This is a genomic window from Sphingomonas azotifigens NBRC 15497 (assembly GCF_002091475.1).
GTDB classification, from domain to species: Bacteria; Pseudomonadota; Alphaproteobacteria; order Sphingomonadales; family Sphingomonadaceae; genus Sphingomonas; species Sphingomonas azotifigens.
The window spans coordinates 1-17,180 of record NZ_BCTR01000057.1 but is presented as its reverse complement, the minus strand read 5'-3'; the positions used below and the strand labels follow the sequence as shown (position 1 = coordinate 17,180).

Below are 17,180 nucleotides of genomic sequence, written 5' to 3'. Positions count from 1 at the left end.
CTCCCACGAATAACCTCGGTCCGGCAATCTAGCGGGGTAGCAAAGCTGGTGGCACGCGTACGGTGTTCAAAGCGTAGGTCGTTGCGCTACCATGGCTTCAACCTTACCGATCAGCGCCCGGAGGCTGCTTAGCTCGCCATCTCCCATCGGCAGATCGAGTGAGGCAGCGCTCGCCCGAATGTCTTCTAGCTCAGCGTTAGAGATCGACACGCTTGTAAAGTCATCCCAGTCGTAATCGTCACCCGTTCCATCATAGAAGTTGCGGAGATAGCTCAACACTTCTGCCGGAGAACGTTCGGTCGCTTTATCGAAAGGGATTGCGATCAGCCTTACGACGATGACAATCGGTATCAAGATGATGGCAAATGCAGCCCCCACCACATTCCGAAACAAGCTGTTTTCCGAGGATATAAGAGCGCGCGCCATGAGCAAACTATAGCTCGATGAGTCCATTGTGCGCAATGCTGCACTTGCGCCCGAACTGCGACGCGCGCCTCAATGCTTCGTCTGGAAGCTCGGCTCGCCCTGCAGCGCGGCGGCGACCAGCAGGCTTTCCTCCAGCTTCACCCGGTTGCGCAGGCGCGGCAGCATCGCGCGGCTGGCGTCGGCGAAGCCCTGGCGGTCGGCGGCGATCTGCTCGGGGGTCCAGAACTGCAGATAATCCTGCCAGTTGGCCTTGAGCCGCTCGAAATCGTCGCGGACCTCATCGACCTTGGTGCGCGAGATGCCCGGCTGGGCCGACAGCGCCAGCGTGTAGATGGTGGTGTCTTCGCGGGCGAGATGCTCGGCGACGCAGTTGAGCAGGTGGTCGAGCGCGGTGGAGAGCTGGACGGGGGTCGCATCGCTTTCGAGGAGGCCGGACAGGCGCCGTGCGAGAATGTCGATCATCTCGTGATCGTGCCGCAGTTCGGCGATCGTCGTCGTTGCCATCATCGGTCGGTCCTCACCCCGTAAACGTCGTCTGCTCCGCTCCAATCCCCCACGGCGATGCATAGCGCGCTTCAACGCAAAGTGGAACGACGGAATAGGTTAATGAAAAGGGGCCCGGCAGCGCCGGACCCCTTTCATTTCTTGCGCGTAACGCGTGCGATCAGTCGCGATCGCCGGTCAGGAACGCGGGCAGACCGATATCCTCGCCCCCGTCGTCCTTGCCGCCGTCACGGCCGCCGCGCGGCTTGTCGCCACGGTCGCGGCGGGGGCCACGCTCGCCGCGCTCACCACCGCGCTCGCCGCCACGGCCGCCCTCGCGACGGCGGTCGCCGCCACGATCGCCGCGGTCACCCCGATCGCCGCGCGGCTCGCGCGGTTCACGTGCGGGGCGCGAGTCTTCCAGCTCGGCACCGGTTTCCTGGTCGACGACGCGCATCGACAGGCGGACCTTGCCGCGCGGATCGATCTCGAGGACCTTGACCTTGACTTCCTGGCCTTCGCTCAGGACATCCGAGACCTTCTCGACGCGCTCGTTCTTGATCTCCGAGACGTGGACGAGACCGTCCTTGCCGCCCATGAAGTTCACGAACGCACCGAAATCGACGAGGTTGACGACCTTGCCGGTGTAGATCTTGCCGACTTCGGCTTCCTCGACGAGGCCCTTGATCCACTTGATCGCGGCTTCGATCTGCGCCGGATCCGACGAGCTGACCTTGATCACGCCCTCGTCGTCGATGTCGACCTTGGCGCCGGTGGTGGCGACGATCTCGCGGATCACCTTGCCGCCGGTGCCGATCACTTCGCGGATCTTCGACTTGTCGATCGTGAAGGTCTCGATGCGCGGTGCGTGCGCCGACAGCTCCGAGCGGACTTCGCCCAGCGCCTTGTTCATCTCGCCCAGGATGTGCGCGCGACCGGCCTTCGCCTGGTTGAGCGCCGCCTCGAAGATCTCCTTGGTGATGCCGGCGATCTTGATGTCCATCTGCATCGTGGTGATGCCCTCGGACGTGCCGGCGACCTTGAAGTCCATGTCGCCCAGGTGATCTTCATCCCCCAGGATGTCGGACAGGATCGCATAGTCCTTGCCCTCGAGGATCAGGCCCATGGCGATGCCCGAGACCGGACGCTTGATCGGCACGCCGGCGTCCATCATCGCGAGGCTGCCGCCGCACACCGACGCCATCGACGACGAGCCGTTCGACTCGGTGATGTCGCTGGTCAGGCGGATCGTGTAGGGGAAGTCTTCCTTCGACGGCAGCACCGGGTGCAGCGCGCGCCAGGCCAGCTTGCCATGGCCGACTTCGCGACGGCCCGGCGCGCCGAAGCGGCCGACTTCGCCGACCGAATAGGGCGGGAAGTTATAGTGGAGCATGAAGCTCTGGTAGCTGAGGCCGTTCAGGCCATCGATCATCTGCTCGGCATCCTTGGTGCCGAGGGTGCAGGTGGCGATGGTCTGGGTCTCGCCGCGGGTGAACAGCGCCGAGCCGTGCGCACGCGGGAGGAAGTGCGTCTCCGCCTCGATCGGGCGGATCTGCGTGGTGGTGCGGCCGTCGATGCGCTTGCCGTCCTTGAGGATGGCGGTGCGGACGATCTCGGCTTCCAGCTTCTTGGTCAGCTTGATGCCGGCCATGACTTCCTGCGGGGACAGGCCGTCCTCGGTGAACTGCGCCTTCGCCTTGGCACGCGCCTCGTTTAGCGCGTTCGAGCGGGCCGACTTGTCGGTCAGCTTGTAGGCGGCGGCAATGTCCTTGCCGATCAGCTTCTTGATCTTGTCCTTGAGCTTCGCATTGTCGTCCTGCGACGCGATTTCCCAGGGATCCTTGGCGGCCTGCTCGGCCAGCTTGACGATCGCCTTGACGATTTCGCGGCAGGCATCGTGCGCGAACAGCACGGCGCCGAGCATGACCTCTTCCGAAAGCTCCTTGGCTTCGGACTCGACCATCATCACCGCGTCATAGGTGGCGGCGACGACGAGATCGAGCTCGCCCTCGGCAACCTGCGCGTCGGTCGGGTTGAGGATGTACTCGCCGTTGATGTAGCCGACGCGGGCGGCGCCGATCGGGCCCATGAAGGGCACGCCCGACAGGGTGAGCGCGGCCGAGGCGGCGATCATCGAGAGGATGTCGGGCTCGTTCTCGCCGTCATAGCTCAGCACCTGAGCGATGGCGTTGATCTCGTTGTAGAAGCCTTCCGGGAACAGCGGGCGGATCGGGCGGTCGATGAGGCGGGAGACCAGCGTCTCCTTCTCGGTGGCGCCGCGCTCGCGCTTGAAGAAGCCACCCGGGATGCGACCGGCGGCCGAGAATTTTTCCTGATAGTGGACGGTCAGCGGGAAGAAGTCCTGGCCTTCCTTCACGCTCTTGGCGGCGGTCACCGCGCACAGCACCACGGTTTCGCCGAGGGTCGCGATCACCGCGCCGTCGGCCTGGCGGGCAACCTTGCCCGTTTCGAGAGTCAGCGTCTTGCCGCCCCACTCGATCGATACAGTCTTCTTGTCGAACATGTCGTTTCCTTCACTCCCCGGTGCCAATCACGCGGGGGGCCTATGCGTGAGCCGTATGTGGCTCGTGGGACCGACCGTATTGCCGGATCCCCCGTTCGTACCCGGCGTCGTTCGCCGGGGACCGCCGGTGCGTTATCGCACCGGAATGACAAAAAGGCGACCCGAAGGTCGCCTTTCCGTTGTTACTTGCGAAGACCAAGCTTCGCGATGAGATCTGCGTAGCGCGCCTGGTCCTTCTTCTTCAGATAGTCCAGCAGGCTGCGGCGCTTGTTGACCAGCATCAGCAGACCGCGGCGCGAGTGATTGTCCTTCGCGTGGGTCTTGAAGTGCTCGGTGAGGTTGGCGATGCGCTCCGAGAGGATCGCGACCTGCACTTCGGGGCTGCCGGTGTCACCCTCGTTGCGGGCGTGTTCCTTGACGAGCGCTTCCTTGCGCTCCTGCGTGATCGACATAGGCGTTCCTTCGACATCTAAGGCTACAGGTTGAAGCCGCGGACGACCCGGATGCTTCCGGCTTCCGCCTCTACCAGCGCGACGGGCGTGTCCCCGAGCAGCGCGAAATAGAGGCCATCGTCTTTGGCAATCCCGACCAAGACCCGCCCCTGGCGGAGCAGCCCTGCCTGATCGGGGGTGAGGGGTAGAGCCGGGATGTCGTCCAGCCCCGCCCTCAGCGGCAGGCAAATGTCTTCAAGGCGCCGCTCCTTAGCGGCATCCGCCAAAGAGTCCAGCGAAATCGCCTGATCCAGGGTGAAGGGACCGGCCTTGATGCGACGGAGATAGGTGACGTGGCCCACCGTTCCAAGGGCGCGGCCGATGTCGCGAGCCAGGCTGCGGATGTACGTGCCCTTGGAGACACCGGCGCGGAGGGTGATTTCTTCCAGCCAGCCATCCCCCTCACCCTTCCCACCGCCTGCGGCGGCGGGCCCCTTCCCTCTCCCACACGGGGAGAGGGAGTTGGGCGCCACTTCTCCCTCTCCCCTTGTGGGAGAGGGAGGGAGCCGCGAAGCGGCGGAAGGGTGAGGGGGACTGGAGGCCGGAGCGCTCACAATCGTGAGAGTAAAGATCGTCACCGCGCGGCTCTTCAGCACCACCGTCTCGCCGGCGCGTGCCAGATCATAGGCTCGCTCGCCATCCACCTTCAGTGCCGAATAGGCCGGCGGCACCTGCTCGATCGGCCCGGTGAAGCGCGGCAGCACCGCTTCCAGCGCCGCCCGCGTCGGACGCACCTCGGACTCCGCGATGCCCTTCCCCTCGGCATCGAGCGTATCCGTCTCCACCCCGAACCGGATGGTGAAATCATACACCTTGTCGCTGTCGAGCATGCGCCCGGCGAGCTTGGTCGCTTCGCCCAGCGCGATCGGCAGCACGCCGGTCGCCAGCGGATCGAGCGTGCCGCCATGGCCGACCTTCACCTTGGCATATCCCCCCTCGCGCAGCGCGCGCTTGACCGCGCTCACGCCCTGTGTCGAGCCAAGGCCCAAAGGTTTGTCGAGAAGGATCCAGCCGTGCATCGCCGCGCCCATAGGTGGCGTTCGCTGGCGGTGCAAACCACGACATAATTGCAACACACCGAAGCAATCCATTCGGGCGCCGCCCGAAACGCTTGCCCAATATGACTGTTCCGCTACAGGCGCGCGAAAAATCAGCGACATTGACGAGAATCAATCGCGACACGCGCTGGAGAGGACGAGCCATCTTTTCACCGGGACTCGACTCAACATGACCACCTCCGCCCTTCTTCGCGGCCTGCTGCTCGCCAGCGCCGCGCTTACCACGCCTTCGGCGCTCGCCGCCGCCCACAGCAACGAAGCCTCCGCCCCGGTGCAGGGCGCCCAGCCCGACGAAGCCGCGCCGCAGCAGTCCGGCGAAATCGTCGTCACCGCGCAGCGCCGCACCGAAGCCGCCAAGGACGTGCCCGTCGCCGTCACCGCCATCGGCGGCGAGAAGCTGGACGTGCTCAACTCCTCGGGTCTCGACGTGCGCTTCCTCTCGGCGCGCACGCCCAGCCTGCAGATCGAAAGCTCGTTCGGCCGCACCTTCCCGCGCTTCTACATCCGCGGCCTCGGCAACACCGATTTCGACCCCAACGCGGCCCAGCCGGTCTCGGTGGTGTACGACAATGTCGCGCTCGAAAACCCGATGCTCAAGGCGTTCCCGGTGTTCGATCTCGCCCGCGTCGAGGTGCTGCGCGGCCCGCAGGGCACGCTGTTCGGCCGCAACACGCCCGCCGGCGTGGTGAAGCTCGAATCGCAGCGCCCGACCGACAAGTACGAAGCGCAGGGCAGCGTCAGCTGGGCGACCTACAACACGATCAACGCCGATCTCGCGCTCAACGCACCGCTGGGCAATGGCTTCGCGCTGCGCGTCTCGGGTCTGGTGCAGCACCGCGACAACTGGGTGGTGAACGACAGCACCAGCAAGGTCAGCGTCGCCAACCGCAAGCTGGAAGGCTATACCGATCGCGCCGGCCGCGTGCAGCTCAGCTACACCAGCGGCGACTTCAACGCGCTGGTCAACGTCCATGGCCGCGACCTCGAAGGCACGCCGCGCGTGTTCCGCGCCGGCCTGTTCCAGCAGGGCTCGAACAACTTCTCGGTCGGCTTCGATCCGAAGCACGTCAGGCTCGACGGCTATACCAGCCAGTGGCTGGAGCAGTGGGGCGGCAACCTGCAGCTCGACTATCATTTCGACGGGATCGGCACGCTCTACTCGGTGACCGCCTATGAGCGCGCCAAGGTGCAGAGCACCGGCGACGTTGATGGCGGCGATACCTACACGTTCAGTTCGCCTGCGCTCGGCCTGAACAACGCCCAGTTCCCGTCGAACACCGGAGGCATCACCCAGCCCAAGGAGTTCAGCCAGGAACTGCGCTTCGCGACCGACCAGTTCGGTGCGTTCCGCGGCCAGGCCGGTGTCTATTATTTCGACCAGAACCTCGACTACAGCGAATATGGCTACCCCCAAGGCGGCGGCGCGCAGAACCAGAATATCGGCCATGTGAACATCAACGAGAATTTCGGCGTGTTCGCCTCGGGCGAGTTCAAGGCGACCGACGCGCTGACCCTGCGCGCCGGCGTGCGCTATTCGCATGACCGCAAGAACGATGTGATCACGGGCTTCTCCAGCGATCTGACCAGCGGCCTCAAGCTGCCGGTGCAGACCAAGGTGAAGGGCGAGGCGGTGACCTGGGATGCCAGCGCCACCTATGCGCTGACTCCCGACGTCAACGTCTATGCGCGCTTCGCGACCGGCTATCTCGGCCCGGCGATCCAGGACCGCGTGACCTTCGGCTCGGTCCCGACGACCGCGGGCAAGCAGTTCACCAAGTCGGCCGAAGCCGGCGTCAAGGGCGCGTTCCCGGCCAAGGGGCTGAACTATGCGCTGACCGGCTACTGGTTCCGCACCGACGACCTGCAGCTGACCGCGGTGGGCGGCGCGAGCAACTCGACCCGCCTGCTGTCGGCCGATCACGTCAACGGCTACGGCGTCGAGGCAGAGTTCAGCTATCGCCCGATCCGCGGCCTCGATCTCACCGCCAGCGGCAGCTACAACTTCACCCAGATCCGCGATCCGAAGCTCGCGGTCGGCGTGTGCGGCGCGCTGTGCACCGTCACCGACCCGACCACGATCATCGGCGGCCAGCGCGTTGCCCTGATCGACGGTAACCGCCTGCCCCAGGCGCCGCGCTTCGTGTTCAACGCCACCGCGCGCTACGGCGTGCCGCTGGCCAATGGCGGCGAGGTCTATGCCTATACCGACTGGGCGTATCGCAGCGAGATCAACTACTTCCTCTACGAGGCCAAGGAGTTCCGCGGGCGTTCGCTGCTCGAGGGCGGGCTGCGCATCGGCTATCGCGCGCCGCAGGGCTATGAGGTGGCGGCGTTCGCCCGCAACATCCTCAACCAGATCCGGGCGCAGAGCGCGATCGACTTCAACAACCTGACCGGCATGATCAACGAGCCGCGCATCATTGGCGGCGAGATCCGGTTCCACTTCTGATCGAAGGGCGCGGTGGGTTGGCTCCCGGCCGCGCATTCGGTTCCAAGGGCGTCGCGGGGCAACCTGCGACGCCCTTTTGCTATGTCAGCCGATCGCGCCGCGCCGCTCGACGAAATGGCGGCGGCAGAGCGCGACATAGCGATCGTTGCCGCCGATCTCGCGCTGCTCACCTTCACGCACCGCGCGACCCTCGGCATCGACACGCAGGTTCATCGTCGCCTTGCGCCCGCACTCGCAGACCGATTTGATCTCGACCAGCGAGTCCGCGATCGCCAGCAGCGCCGCAGCACCTTCGAACAGAAGCCCTCGGAAATCGGTGCGCAGTCCGTAGCAGAGCACGGGCACCTCATCCTCGTCGCACACGGCGGCCAGTTGCCGGACCTGCGCGGCCGAGAGGAACTGCGCCTCGTCGACCAGCACGCAGGCGAGCGGGGCCGAGAAATGCGCGTCCTGGACGATGGTGCGCAGATCGGTGGTCGCCTCGAACGGGATGGCATCGGCATGGATGCCGAGCCGCGAATCGATCACGCCGTGTCCGCCGCGGTCGTGCACGCCGGCGGTGAACAGCAAGGTGCGCATGCCCCGCTCGCGATAATTGAAATCGGCCTGGAGCAGCGTGGTCGATTTCCCCGCATTCATCGAGGCATAGTAGAAATAGAGCTTGGCCATCAGGCGAGGGTCTCGATGGTGACGGGCGGGTTGGGACCGGCGGCGCGTTCTATGCCCCGATCGAACGTTACGAATGTGGTGGCGGGGCCGACTGCGAGCAAATGGAACATGTCGGCCAGGTCGGCGCCTTGTGCGACACGGTCGAGTGCCCAAGCCAGTGCGGCGCTATCCTCTACCTGGACGGTGGGTAGATCCATCAGGTCCCGCAAGGCGCGCGTTACCGCGTCGACGGGCTGGCGATAACGCGATCGCAGCAACCACCCGAGTTCGAGCAGCACGCTGTTCGAAATATACACGGGGCTACGCAGCACCTCGCCGGCCGCTGCGGCTTGCGCCGGATCATCGCCAATCAGAAACCGGGCAAGAACGTTGGTATCAACGGCGCGCACGATCGTCCCGCGCACCCGCTGCGTCTGCCGCAGCTTCCCTAGTGGCGTGGTTCATTTCTTCGATGCTGATCGGCGGTCCATCGTACCGCAGCGTCGCGCGAAGCGAAGCGGTAATTTCCTCGAACGACCGGCCGGATTTGGTCACGATCGGACGCAGCACGATCGATGCGCCGCTGCGAACCACCTCCAGCTGCTGACCGGGCAGAAACCCGAGTGCGTCCCGAACCTCCTTCGGGATCACCACCTGGCCTTTCGCAGAGAGCGTCGTCGTAGCGTTCATGTCGGTAAGATGCGTCTTACCGGCTGTGGAGTCAATCTTCGTCCGCGGCCAGGTCCCGCGCCACGTTGGGCGCGCGGAGCAGCTGGTCGATATGGCTCCCCTCGTCGAAGCTCTCGTCCGCCAGGAACTTGAGCTTGGCGGCATATTTCATCTTCACCCGATGCGCGACTTCACGCTGGAGGAAAGCGGTGTTGGTGCGCAGCGCCTTGAGCACCGCCTCTTCGTCCTTGCCGAGGAGCGGCTTCACGAACACCGTCGCATGGCGCAGATCCGGAGACATGCGCACTTCGGTCACCGAGACCATGTGCTTCGCAAGCACCTCGTCATGCACGTCGCCGCGCTGGAGGATCTCGCTCAGGATATGGCGCACTTGCTCGCCCACGCGCAGCACGCGGACGGAGCGGGTTTCATCGGTGTCGTTCTGGCGCATCTTGTGATTCTGACCGGTTTTCGCTATCTAAAGAGCACTGCAACTGTGACCGTTGGTACAACGTCACCTCCTGAGCCCGGGTGTTCCAGCGCCCGGGCTCAAAGCATTTTGGGCTCCCGGCGTTCCAGCACCGAGAGCCCGCACTGGGTTACTTGCGGCTTAGCTCAATAAGCTTCGCCACCAATCCGAGTAACGCGACAATAAACGTCGCGAAACCCAGAACCAGACCTGCAACTGTTTCTATTGGCACATGAACCACCTCCTTTCCGGCCGCAGGTGCAGCCGGAAAGGAAGCGTATCACAGGCCGGGCCACCGAGGAACAAAAGGTGTCCACCGGCACCCCTGCCCCATTACAGCGTACGTTCGCGCAGCTCGACTTCGTAGGTTTCGAGGTAGTCGCCGGCCTTGATGTCCACGAAGTTCTGCGTGAACGTCACGCCGCACTCGAGACCGGCGCGCACTTCGGCCACGTCGTCCTTGAACCTACGCAGCGAGGCGATCTCGCCCGTGTAGATGATGACGTCGTTGCGCGTGATACGTGCCTTGAGCGCCTTGCGGATGAAGCCGTCGACGACCAGCAGACCGGCTGCCTTGCCGTGCTTGCCCGCCGAGAAGACTTCCTTGATCTCGGCGCGGCCGACGACCGTTTCGAAGGCTTCCGGACCCAGCTCGCCCGCCATGCCGGCGCGGATCTCGTCGGTCAGGTCATAGATGACGTCGTAATACTTGAGCGCCACCTTGTTCCGCTCGGCGATTTCGCGCGCCTTGGCATTGGCACGGACGTTGAAGCCGATGATCGGCGCGCCGCTGGCGGCTGCCAGCGTCACGTCGCTCTCGGTGATGCCGCCAACGCCCGAATGCAGGATGCGCACGCGGATGTCGTCGTTGCCCAGCTTGCTGAGCGCACCGACGATCGCCTCGGTCGATCCCTGCGTGTCGGCCTTGACCACCACCGGATATTCGATCGCCTGCTTGTCCTTGAGCGCGGAGAACATGCTCTCCAGGCTCGCCGGCGCCTGGGTGGTGCGCTTCTGGAGCAGCACGCCCTGGCGATATTCGGCGACCTCGCGGGCACGCGCCTCGCTCTCGACCACCTGCAGCGGATCGCCTGCCGACGGCACGCCCGAGATACCGAGCACCTCGACCGGCATCGCCGGGCCCGCTTCCTTGATCTGGCACCCCTTGTCGTCGATCATCGCGCGGACCTTGCCGCTCTCCGCGCCGACGACGAACACGTCGCCCACGCGCAGCGTGCCGCGGTTGACCAGGATCGTCGCGACAGGACCACGGCCCTTGTCGAGCTTCGCCTCGATCACGGTGCCCTCGGCCTCGCGATCGGGGTTGGCGCGCAGTTCGAGCAGCTCCGCCTGGAGCTGGATCTTCTCGATCAGCTCGTCGAGGCCGATCTTCTTCAGCGCCGAGACTTCGACGTTCTGGACGTCGCCGCCCATCTCTTCGACGATCACCTCATGCTCGAGCAGACGCTCGCGCACGCGCTGCGGGTTGGCGCTGTCGAGGTCGACCTTGTTGATCGCCACGATCATCGGCACGCCGGCCGCCTTGGTGTGATTGATCGCCTCGATCGTCTGCGGCATCAGCCCGTCGTTCGCGGCCACCACCAGCACGACGATGTCGGTGACGTTGGCACCACGGGCGCGCATCTCCGAGAACGCTTCGTGGCCCGGCGTGTCGAGGAAGGTGATCTTCGACTTGTCCTTTAGGGTCACCTGATAGGCGCCGATATGCTGGGTGATGCCGCCGGCCTCGCCGCGCACCACATCGGTGCCGCGCAGCGCGTCGAGCAGCGAGGTCTTGCCGTGGTCGACGTGACCCATGATCGTGACGACCGGCGGACGCGGCTGCAGCTTGTCCTCGGGATCCAGCTCGGTATCGATCTGGAGATCGACGTCGCTCTCGCTGACGCGCTGCACGTTGTGGCCGAAATCGGTGACCAGCAGTTCGGCGGTATCCTGGTCGATCGACTGATTGACCGTGACCATCATGCCCATCTTGAACAGGGCCTTCACCAGGTCCGCACCCTTTTCGGCCATGCGGTTGGCGAGTTCCTGCACCGTGATCGCCTCGGGCACCACAACGTCGCGGACCTGCTTGACCTGCGGCTCGCGCGGGCCGCCATAGGAGCGGCGATGCTCCTTCTCACGGGCGCGCTTCAGCGCCGCGAGGCTGCGCGCACGCGCACCATCGTCGCCACCAAGGGCGCGGGTGACGGTGAGCTTGCCCGACTGGCGGCGATCGTCGCCCTTGCGGTCGCGCGAGGGCTTGGCCGGATCGGCACCCGGGCGGCGCGGCGCGGCGCCGGGGCCCGAAGGGGCCGGACGCGCGGCACCTGCGCCAGCGGCGGGACGCTGCTGGTTCTGGTTCTGCTGCGCCGGCTGCTGCGTCTGCTGGGTCGCGGCAGGGGCTGCCTGCTGCGGCTCGGGCTTGGGCTGCGGCTTGGGAATTTCCGGACGCACGACCGGCGTGAAGCGGCGCGGCGCGGGCAGCGACGCATCGAGCTGCAGCGTGATCGGGCCCTGCGGCACCGGACGGCGCGGCGGCTGCGCGGGCGCGGCCGGCTTGGGCGCGGCGGCCTGCGGCTGGGCGGGCTTGGGCGCTGCCGGCTGCTGCGGGGCAGCAGCCTGCGGGGCTGCCGGAGCAGGCGCGGGTGCAGGAGTCGGCTCCGGCGTTGGGGCGGGTGCAGGGGCCGGAGCCTCCGCCACCACTTCGGGCTTCGGTTCCGGGGCGGGCGCAGGGGCCGGCGCCGGCTCGGGCGCGGCGGCTTCAACCGGGGCGGCAGCCGCCTCGGTCTGGGCACGCGCACGCTCTTCGGCGCGGCGACGCTCTTCTTCCTGTGCCTCGGCGCGAAGGCGCTCGTCGCGACGACGCGCTTCCTCCAGCGCCTGCATGCGCTGTTCTTCGGCCTCGCGCAGCAGCTTGGCCTGGCGCTCCTGCGGCGAGAGATTGTCCATCGGCCTGCGCGGCGGCTGGGCAGCCGGGCGCGGCGCCTGCTGCTGCGGGGCAGCGGCGCGGGGAGCCTGAGCAGCCGGAGCCTCGGGCGCAGCGGCAGGGGCCGGCGTCGACTCGTCGATCGGCGCACCCTGCGGGCCGAGAACACGGCGACGCTTGACCTCCACGACCACGGTGTTGGAACGGCCATGGCTGAAGCTCTGCTTCACCTTGCCGGTTTCCACCGTGCGCTTCAGACCCAGCGGTGCGCGCATGCCCAGTTTCGGCTTGTCGTTTTCGGTGTCGCTCATGCGGCTACTCAAGTTCCTCGATAATGTTCGTCGTCAATGGCACGGCGGACGGCAAAGCCGATGCGCCTTGCGATTCGGAATCGCAAGACACGGGATCAGGTTCGGGTCCGATAAAGTGCAGCCAGCGATCGAGCGCTTCGCTCGTCCGTTGCGCCGCCCGGGCGTCGATGAGTCCGGCGTGTACCACATTTTCGCGGCCTAACGCCAAGGACAATATGGTGCGCGAGACTGGCAATGTTAAGCCCTTGAGGGCAGAACCTTCCCGATCCGAGCCAACCCGCCACGCCTGGGCCAGCTTTCGGCTGCCGTCGTCGCGGGCATCGGATGCGTGGAGCAGCAGATGGAGTCGGCCGCTGCGCGCGGCCTTTTCGATCCGCTCGGCGCCGATCACCACATGGCCCGCCTTCGCCTCCAGCCCCAGCCGGTCGAGCGCGGCGCGCTGCAGCTGGGCGGCGATCCGGTCCTCCAGATCGTCGGGAATGCGAATCTCGCCGGTGCGGAAGCTGCGCGAGAGCGCGCCCTTCAGCTTGCCCTTGTCGCGTGACGCCGACAGCCCCGCCTTGTCGACGGAGATCCAGGCGCCGCGGCCGGGAGCCTTGGCACGGATGTCGGGCAGCACGTGGCCGTCGGGCGAGAGCACGAGTCGGATCAACCCTTCCCGCGGCGATTCCTCGCGCGACAGGATGCAGGTGCGAACCGCGTCGGTCATCGTCCCCTCCCCGTGTGAAAGGAGCGGAAACGGCGCGAAAATGCGCTCCCCTTCCGCTTGCAGGAGGGGATGGGGGAGGGGCTGAAACGATTCAGCGCACCTTCCACATCAGCCCCTCCCCCGACCCCTCCCGCAAGCGGAAGGGGAGCGAAGGCTGGAACCGCAGCTACAGCACCGCCAGCGGCGGAAACTGCGAAGCCGAACGATGTCAGTCGGCGCGTATCATTGTTCGGAGTCCGCAACAGCGTCCTCCTCGCCCGCTTCCGCGGGTTCTTCATCGGCGAACCAATGGGCGCGGGCCGCCATGATGATCTCGTTGCCCTGTTCGTCGCTGAGGCCATACTCCGCCAGGATGCCGCCCTTGGGCTCCTTGCGGGGGGTGTCGTCGCCGCGGCGACGGGGCTCTGCGCGCTTCTTCTCGACCAGCTCGTCGGTCGCCAGATCGGCGAGGTCGTCGAGCGTCTTGATGCCCGCCTTGCCGAGCGTGACCAGCATCGCCTCGGTCAGATACGGCATGGTGGTCAGGTCGTCCTCGACGCCGAGCGCGCGGCGCTCCTCGCGATTGGCTTCCTCGCGGCGTTCCAGCGCTTCCTGGGCGCGGTTCTGGAGTTCCTGCGCGAGATCCTCGTCGAAGCCCTCGATGCTCGCGAGTTCCTCGATCTCGACATAGGCGACTTCTTCCAGCGCGCCGAAGCCTTCGGCGACCAGCAGCTGTGCCAGCGTCTCGTCGACGTCGAGCTCGTTCTGGAACATCTCCGAACGTTCGACGAATTCCTTCTGGCGCTTCTCGCTGGCATCCGCCTCGGTGAGGATGTCGATCGCCTTGCCGGTCAGCTGCGAGGCGAGGCGGACATTCTGGCCGCGACGGCCGATCGCGAGGCTCAGCTGGTCGTCGGGGACGACGACTTCGATGCGATCCTCTTCCTCGTCGATCACGACGCGGCTGACATTCGCCGGCTGCAGCGCGTTGACGACGAAGGTGGCGGTGTCCGGCGACCAGGGAATGATGTCGATCTTCTCGCCCTGCATTTCCTGCACGACGGCCTGCACGCGGCTGCCCTTCATGCCGACGCAAGCGCCGACCGGATCGATCGAGCCGTCATGGCTGATCACGCCGATCTTGGCGCGGCTGCCCGGATCACGGGCGGCGGCCTTGATCTCGATGATGCCGTCGTAGATTTCGGGCACTTCCTGCGCGAACAGCTTCTTCATGAACTCGGGGTGCGCCCGGCTCAGGAAGATCTGCGGACCACGATTCTCGCGGCGGACGTTGAGCACCACCGAGCGGACGCGATCGCCGACGCGTACCACTTCGCGCGGGATCTGCTGGTCGCGGCGGATCACGCCCTCGGCGCGGCCCAGGTCGACGACGACATGGCCGAACTCGACGCGCTTCACCACACCGGTGATGATCTCGTTCACCCGATCCTTGAACTCGTCATACTGGCGCTCGCGCTCGGCATCGCGGACCTTCTGGAAGATGATCTGCTTCGAGGCCTGCGCCTGGATGCGGCCGAACTCGATCGGGGGCAGCGGATCGACGATGAAGTCGCCGACCTTCGCGCCCTTCTGAAGCTTCTCGGCGCCCTTCAGGTCGACCTGCTTGAAATAGTCGTCGACCTGCTCGACCACCTCGACCACGCGCCACAGGCGGAGATCACCCGAAACCGGATCGAGCTTCGCGCGAATGTCGTTCTCGACGCCGTAGCGGTTCTTCGCGGCGCGCTGGATCGCGTCTTCCATCGCCTCGATGACGATGGCCTTGTCGATCAGCTTTTCCTTCGCGACCGAATCGGCGATCGCGAGCAGCTCGGCCTTGTTGGCAGAAATGGCGGTGGCCATCCGGGCTTATCCTTCTACTTCGATAATCTTGTCGGCGCCCTCGGCAGAGAGCGGCGCGGTGGCGGCGATCAGGCGATCGGTCATCGTCAGCTTGGCATCCTCGATCGCCGCGAACGGCAGCACGTGGTGCGTCTCGTCCTGCGTCACGATGGTGATGGTGCCCGCGTCCTTGTCGATGCCGGCAAGATCGCCTTTGAACTGCTTGCGCCCGTCCAGCTTCTCGGCGAGCGTGATGCGGGCCTCATGGCCCTTCCAGTCCTCGAAATCCTGCAGCCGGGTGAGCGGCCGGTCGATGCCCGGCGAGCTGACTTCCAGCCGATAGGCATGGTCGATCGGATCGCGGCCCTCGGCCTCGAGACGATCCAGCAGATCCGAGATGCGGCGCGACAGATCGGCGCAATCGTCGATCGTCAGCTGGCGCGTATCCGGGCGCTCGGCCATGATCTGCAGCGTGGGATCGCTCTGGCCGCCGAACAGCTTCACGCGCACCAGGGCAAAGCCCAATGCCTGCGCTTCGGTTTCGATCATCTTGGCCAGTTCGGCGAGATTCGCCACACACGTCTCCGGTTGAAATCAAGCAGCTTCGGCGCCGGTGCCTGGCGGCGCCGACCTCGATCATGTTTGACGATGTCCGAGAAAGCAGCTGCGATATACGCAATCCTGCCCCGCTGGGCAAGGGGCCGGAAAATGCCGGTGCATCTTTTCGAACGGGAAAGGCGTTGCAACCCGTTGCAAAACCGGCTGCGTTCGTGGCCGAACCATCGCCGGAGAGGATTCCCATGCCCCGCTCACTGCTGCTGATCCCCGTCTTGTTCGCCGCTGCCTGCTCGTCGCCCGGCTCCAACGCCCAGCAGCCGACCGGCACGGCCGCCACGCCGACACCGTTGCCGGTGCCGAACGGCACCCCCGCCCCGCTGCCCGCCGGCGTGCCGTTCACTGCCACGCGCGTTGCCGATTTCGATTCGCCCTTTGCGCTCGCCTTCCTGCCCGACGGCGCCGCGCTGGTCACCGAGAAGGCCGGGCAGCTGCAATATTGGGAGATCAACCAGAAGGCGCAGGCGGTGAGCGGCGTACCCAAGGTCGCCGCCGGCGGCCAAGGCGGCCTGCTCGACGTCGCGCCCGCGCCGGACTTCGCCAGCAGCAACACGATCTATTTCACCTATTCGGAGCCACGCGCCAATGGCAGCGCGCTGGCGCTCGCCCGCGCCAAACTGACCCGCGGCAAGGCGATGGCGCCGCGACTCGACAATGTCGAAGTGCTGTTCCGCTCGGGCGCGGACGGCGATGGTGGCCAGTTCGGCGCGGTGATCGCCTTCGCGCCGGACGGCAAGTCGCTCTTCCTCTCCTCTGGCGAGCGCCAGCGTTTCACCCCGGCGCAGGATCCGAACCAGGCGCTGGGCAAGATCCTGCACCTCACGCTCGACGGCAAGCCGGCCTCGGACAATCCGGACGCGGGCAAGGTCGGCGCGACCACCGTGCAGGTCATCGATCCGCCCGAAGACACCGAAGCCGCCAAGACCGCCAAGGGCCGCCCCTTCGCTTTCGACGGCCCCAATCCGGCCCCGGCATCGATCTGGACCAGCGGCCATCGCAATCCCTATGGCCTCGTCTTCGATGCCTCCGGCAATCTGTGGGAGCACGAGATGGGCCCGCAGGGCGGCGACGAGCTCAACCTGATCCTCAAGGGCCGCAACTATGGCTGGCCCAACGTCTCGTTCGGCGAGAATTACAACAACAAGCCGATTCCCAAGCCCAAGTCCGGCGACGGCTATGAGTCGCCCAAGCTCTATTGGGTGCCCTCGATCTCGCCCTCGGGGCTGATCTACTACACCGGCAACGACTTTCCGCAGTGGAAGGGCTCGCTGCTGATGGGCGCGATGTCCGGCCAGGCGCTGCTGCGCATCGCGCTCGACGGCACCAATGCCCGCAAGGCGGACCAATGGGACATGGGGATGCGCATCCGCGACGTGGCGCAAGGCCCGGACGGCTCGCTTTGGCTGCTGCAGGACGGCGCCAAAGGCGATGGCGGCTGGCTGATGCGGGTGAGCCCGAAGAAGTAGTCAGCCTTCCAAACCTTCGCTCCCCTTCCGCTTGCGGGAGGGGTCGGGGGAGGGGCTGACAAGGAGAGGGCGGACTACGCTGCCGCCATCCCCCCCCCCCCCCCCCCCCCCC

Annotated in this window: 15 protein-coding genes; 2 read left to right on the top strand and 13 right to left on the bottom strand. The window is 66.0% G+C overall.

The genetic code is table 11. The features are described from left to right. Positions 1 to 66 precede the first annotated feature (66 nt). The 5 genes from SAZ01S_RS17760 to truB all read right to left on the bottom strand — a co-directional run bounded on the left by SAZ01S_RS17760 (position 67) and on the right by truB (position 4,943). Positions 67 to 426: a hypothetical protein gene (locus tag SAZ01S_RS17760; protein WP_084583615.1), complete on the bottom strand. Its 360-nt coding sequence runs from the start codon at positions 424 to 426 to the stop codon at positions 67 to 69. A 69-nt stretch (positions 427 to 495) separates the two neighbouring features. Beyond that, positions 496 to 933, bottom strand: a complete 438-nt coding sequence (locus SAZ01S_RS17755) for a hemerythrin domain-containing protein (RefSeq protein WP_084583614.1) — start codon at positions 931 to 933, stop codon at positions 496 to 498. Between the two features lie 157 nt (positions 934 to 1,090). Beyond that, positions 1,091 to 3,433: a polyribonucleotide nucleotidyltransferase gene (pnp, locus tag SAZ01S_RS17750; protein ID WP_084583613.1), complete on the bottom strand. Its 2,343-nt coding sequence runs from the start codon at positions 3,431 to 3,433 to the stop codon at positions 1,091 to 1,093. 182 nt (positions 3,434 to 3,615) lie between these two features. Further along, on the bottom strand, positions 3,616 to 3,885 hold the full coding sequence (rpsO, locus tag SAZ01S_RS17745) for a 30S ribosomal protein S15 (protein ID WP_010544825.1): 270 nt from the start codon (positions 3,883 to 3,885) through the stop codon (positions 3,616 to 3,618). A 23-nt stretch (positions 3,886 to 3,908) separates the two neighbouring features. Next, positions 3,909 to 4,943: a tRNA pseudouridine(55) synthase TruB gene (gene truB / locus SAZ01S_RS17740; protein WP_084583646.1), complete on the bottom strand. Its 1,035-nt coding sequence runs from the start codon at positions 4,941 to 4,943 to the stop codon at positions 3,909 to 3,911. 208 nt (positions 4,944 to 5,151) lie between these two features. Here truB and SAZ01S_RS17735 point away from each other — a divergent pair, with 208 nt between their 5' ends. Then, complete coding sequence (locus SAZ01S_RS17735; protein WP_084583612.1) at positions 5,152 to 7,431, top strand: TonB-dependent receptor; 2,280 nt, start codon at positions 5,152 to 5,154, stop codon at positions 7,429 to 7,431. A gap of 84 nt (positions 7,432 to 7,515) precedes the next feature. On the opposite strand, the gene SAZ01S_RS17730 is transcribed toward SAZ01S_RS17735, so the two are convergent. From SAZ01S_RS17730 to rimP, 8 genes are all read right to left on the bottom strand, one after another. Further along, a complete protein-coding gene (locus tag SAZ01S_RS17730) occupies positions 7,516 to 8,100 on the bottom strand; it encodes a thymidine kinase (protein ID WP_084583611.1) in 585 nt (194 codons plus the stop codon). Further along, positions 8,100 to 8,504, bottom strand: a complete 405-nt coding sequence (locus SAZ01S_RS17725; protein ID WP_218018115.1) for a type II toxin-antitoxin system VapC family toxin — start codon at positions 8,502 to 8,504, stop codon at positions 8,100 to 8,102. The genes SAZ01S_RS17730 and SAZ01S_RS17725 overlap by 1 nt, the downstream gene beginning before the upstream one ends. Beyond that, a complete protein-coding gene (locus SAZ01S_RS17720) occupies positions 8,476 to 8,769 on the bottom strand; it encodes an AbrB/MazE/SpoVT family DNA-binding domain-containing protein (RefSeq protein ID WP_084583609.1) in 294 nt (97 codons plus the stop codon). The genes SAZ01S_RS17725 and SAZ01S_RS17720 overlap by 29 nt, the downstream gene beginning before the upstream one ends. A gap of 31 nt (positions 8,770 to 8,800) precedes the next feature. Continuing rightward, a complete protein-coding gene (gene rbfA / locus SAZ01S_RS17715; protein ID WP_084583608.1) occupies positions 8,801 to 9,199 on the bottom strand; it encodes a 30S ribosome-binding factor RbfA in 399 nt (132 codons plus the stop codon). Between the two features lie 351 nt (positions 9,200 to 9,550). Continuing rightward, the gene (gene infB, locus SAZ01S_RS17710; protein WP_084583607.1) at positions 9,551 to 12,457 is read right to left on the bottom strand and encodes a translation initiation factor IF-2; all 2,907 of its coding nucleotides are present in this window, start codon (positions 12,455 to 12,457) and stop codon (positions 9,551 to 9,553) included. Between the two features lie 4 nt (positions 12,458 to 12,461). Further along, positions 12,462 to 13,166: a DUF448 domain-containing protein gene (locus SAZ01S_RS17705; protein WP_084583606.1), complete on the bottom strand. Its 705-nt coding sequence runs from the start codon at positions 13,164 to 13,166 to the stop codon at positions 12,462 to 12,464. A 222-nt stretch (positions 13,167 to 13,388) separates the two neighbouring features. Continuing rightward, positions 13,389 to 15,008: a transcription termination factor NusA gene (gene nusA / locus SAZ01S_RS17700; RefSeq protein WP_084583605.1), complete on the bottom strand. Its 1,620-nt coding sequence runs from the start codon at positions 15,006 to 15,008 to the stop codon at positions 13,389 to 13,391. Positions 15,009 to 15,014: 6 nt separating this feature from the next. After that, positions 15,015 to 15,536, bottom strand: coding sequence for a ribosome maturation protein RimP (gene rimP / locus SAZ01S_RS17695; protein WP_439951236.1), 522 nt, complete (start codon positions 15,534 to 15,536; stop codon positions 15,015 to 15,017). Positions 15,537 to 15,787: 251 nt separating this feature from the next. Between rimP and SAZ01S_RS17690 the strand changes: the two genes are divergently transcribed. Next, a complete protein-coding gene (locus SAZ01S_RS17690; RefSeq protein WP_084583603.1) occupies positions 15,788 to 17,068 on the top strand; it encodes a PQQ-dependent sugar dehydrogenase in 1,281 nt (426 codons plus the stop codon). The last annotated feature ends 112 nt before the right edge of the window (positions 17,069 to 17,180 follow it).

Coding starts and splice junctions, on each gene's coding strand:
- pnp (WP_084583613.1), bottom strand. CDS start 3,433: ATGTTCGACAAGAAGACTGTATCGATCGAGTGGGGCGGCAAGACGCTG.
- SAZ01S_RS17705 (WP_084583606.1), bottom strand. CDS start 13,166: ATGACCGACGCGGTTCGCACCTGCATCCTGTCGCGCGAGGAATCGCCG.
- rbfA (WP_084583608.1), bottom strand. CDS start 9,199: ATGCGCCAGAACGACACCGATGAAACCCGCTCCGTCCGCGTGCTGCGC.
- truB (WP_084583646.1), bottom strand. CDS start 4,943: ATGCACGGCTGGATCCTTCTCGACAAACCTTTGGGCCTTGGCTCGACA.
- SAZ01S_RS17720 (WP_084583609.1), bottom strand. CDS start 8,769: ATGAACGCTACGACGACGCTCTCTGCGAAAGGCCAGGTGGTGATCCCG.
- SAZ01S_RS17755 (WP_084583614.1), bottom strand. CDS start 933: ATGATGGCAACGACGACGATCGCCGAACTGCGGCACGATCACGAGATG.
- SAZ01S_RS17735 (WP_084583612.1), top strand. CDS start 5,152: ATGACCACCTCCGCCCTTCTTCGCGGCCTGCTGCTCGCCAGCGCCGCG.
- SAZ01S_RS17690 (WP_084583603.1), top strand. CDS start 15,788: ATGCCCCGCTCACTGCTGCTGATCCCCGTCTTGTTCGCCGCTGCCTGC.
- infB (WP_084583607.1), bottom strand. CDS start 12,457: ATGAGCGACACCGAAAACGACAAGCCGAAACTGGGCATGCGCGCACCG.
- rimP (WP_439951236.1), bottom strand. CDS start 15,536: ATGATCGAAACCGAAGCGCAGGCATTGGGCTTTGCCCTGGTGCGCGTG.
- SAZ01S_RS17730 (WP_084583611.1), bottom strand. CDS start 8,100: ATGGCCAAGCTCTATTTCTACTATGCCTCGATGAATGCGGGGAAATCG.
- rpsO (WP_010544825.1), bottom strand. CDS start 3,885: ATGTCGATCACGCAGGAGCGCAAGGAAGCGCTCGTCAAGGAACACGCC.
- SAZ01S_RS17760 (WP_084583615.1), bottom strand. CDS start 426: ATGGCGCGCGCTCTTATATCCTCGGAAAACAGCTTGTTTCGGAATGTG.
- nusA (WP_084583605.1), bottom strand. CDS start 15,008: ATGGCCACCGCCATTTCTGCCAACAAGGCCGAGCTGCTCGCGATCGCC.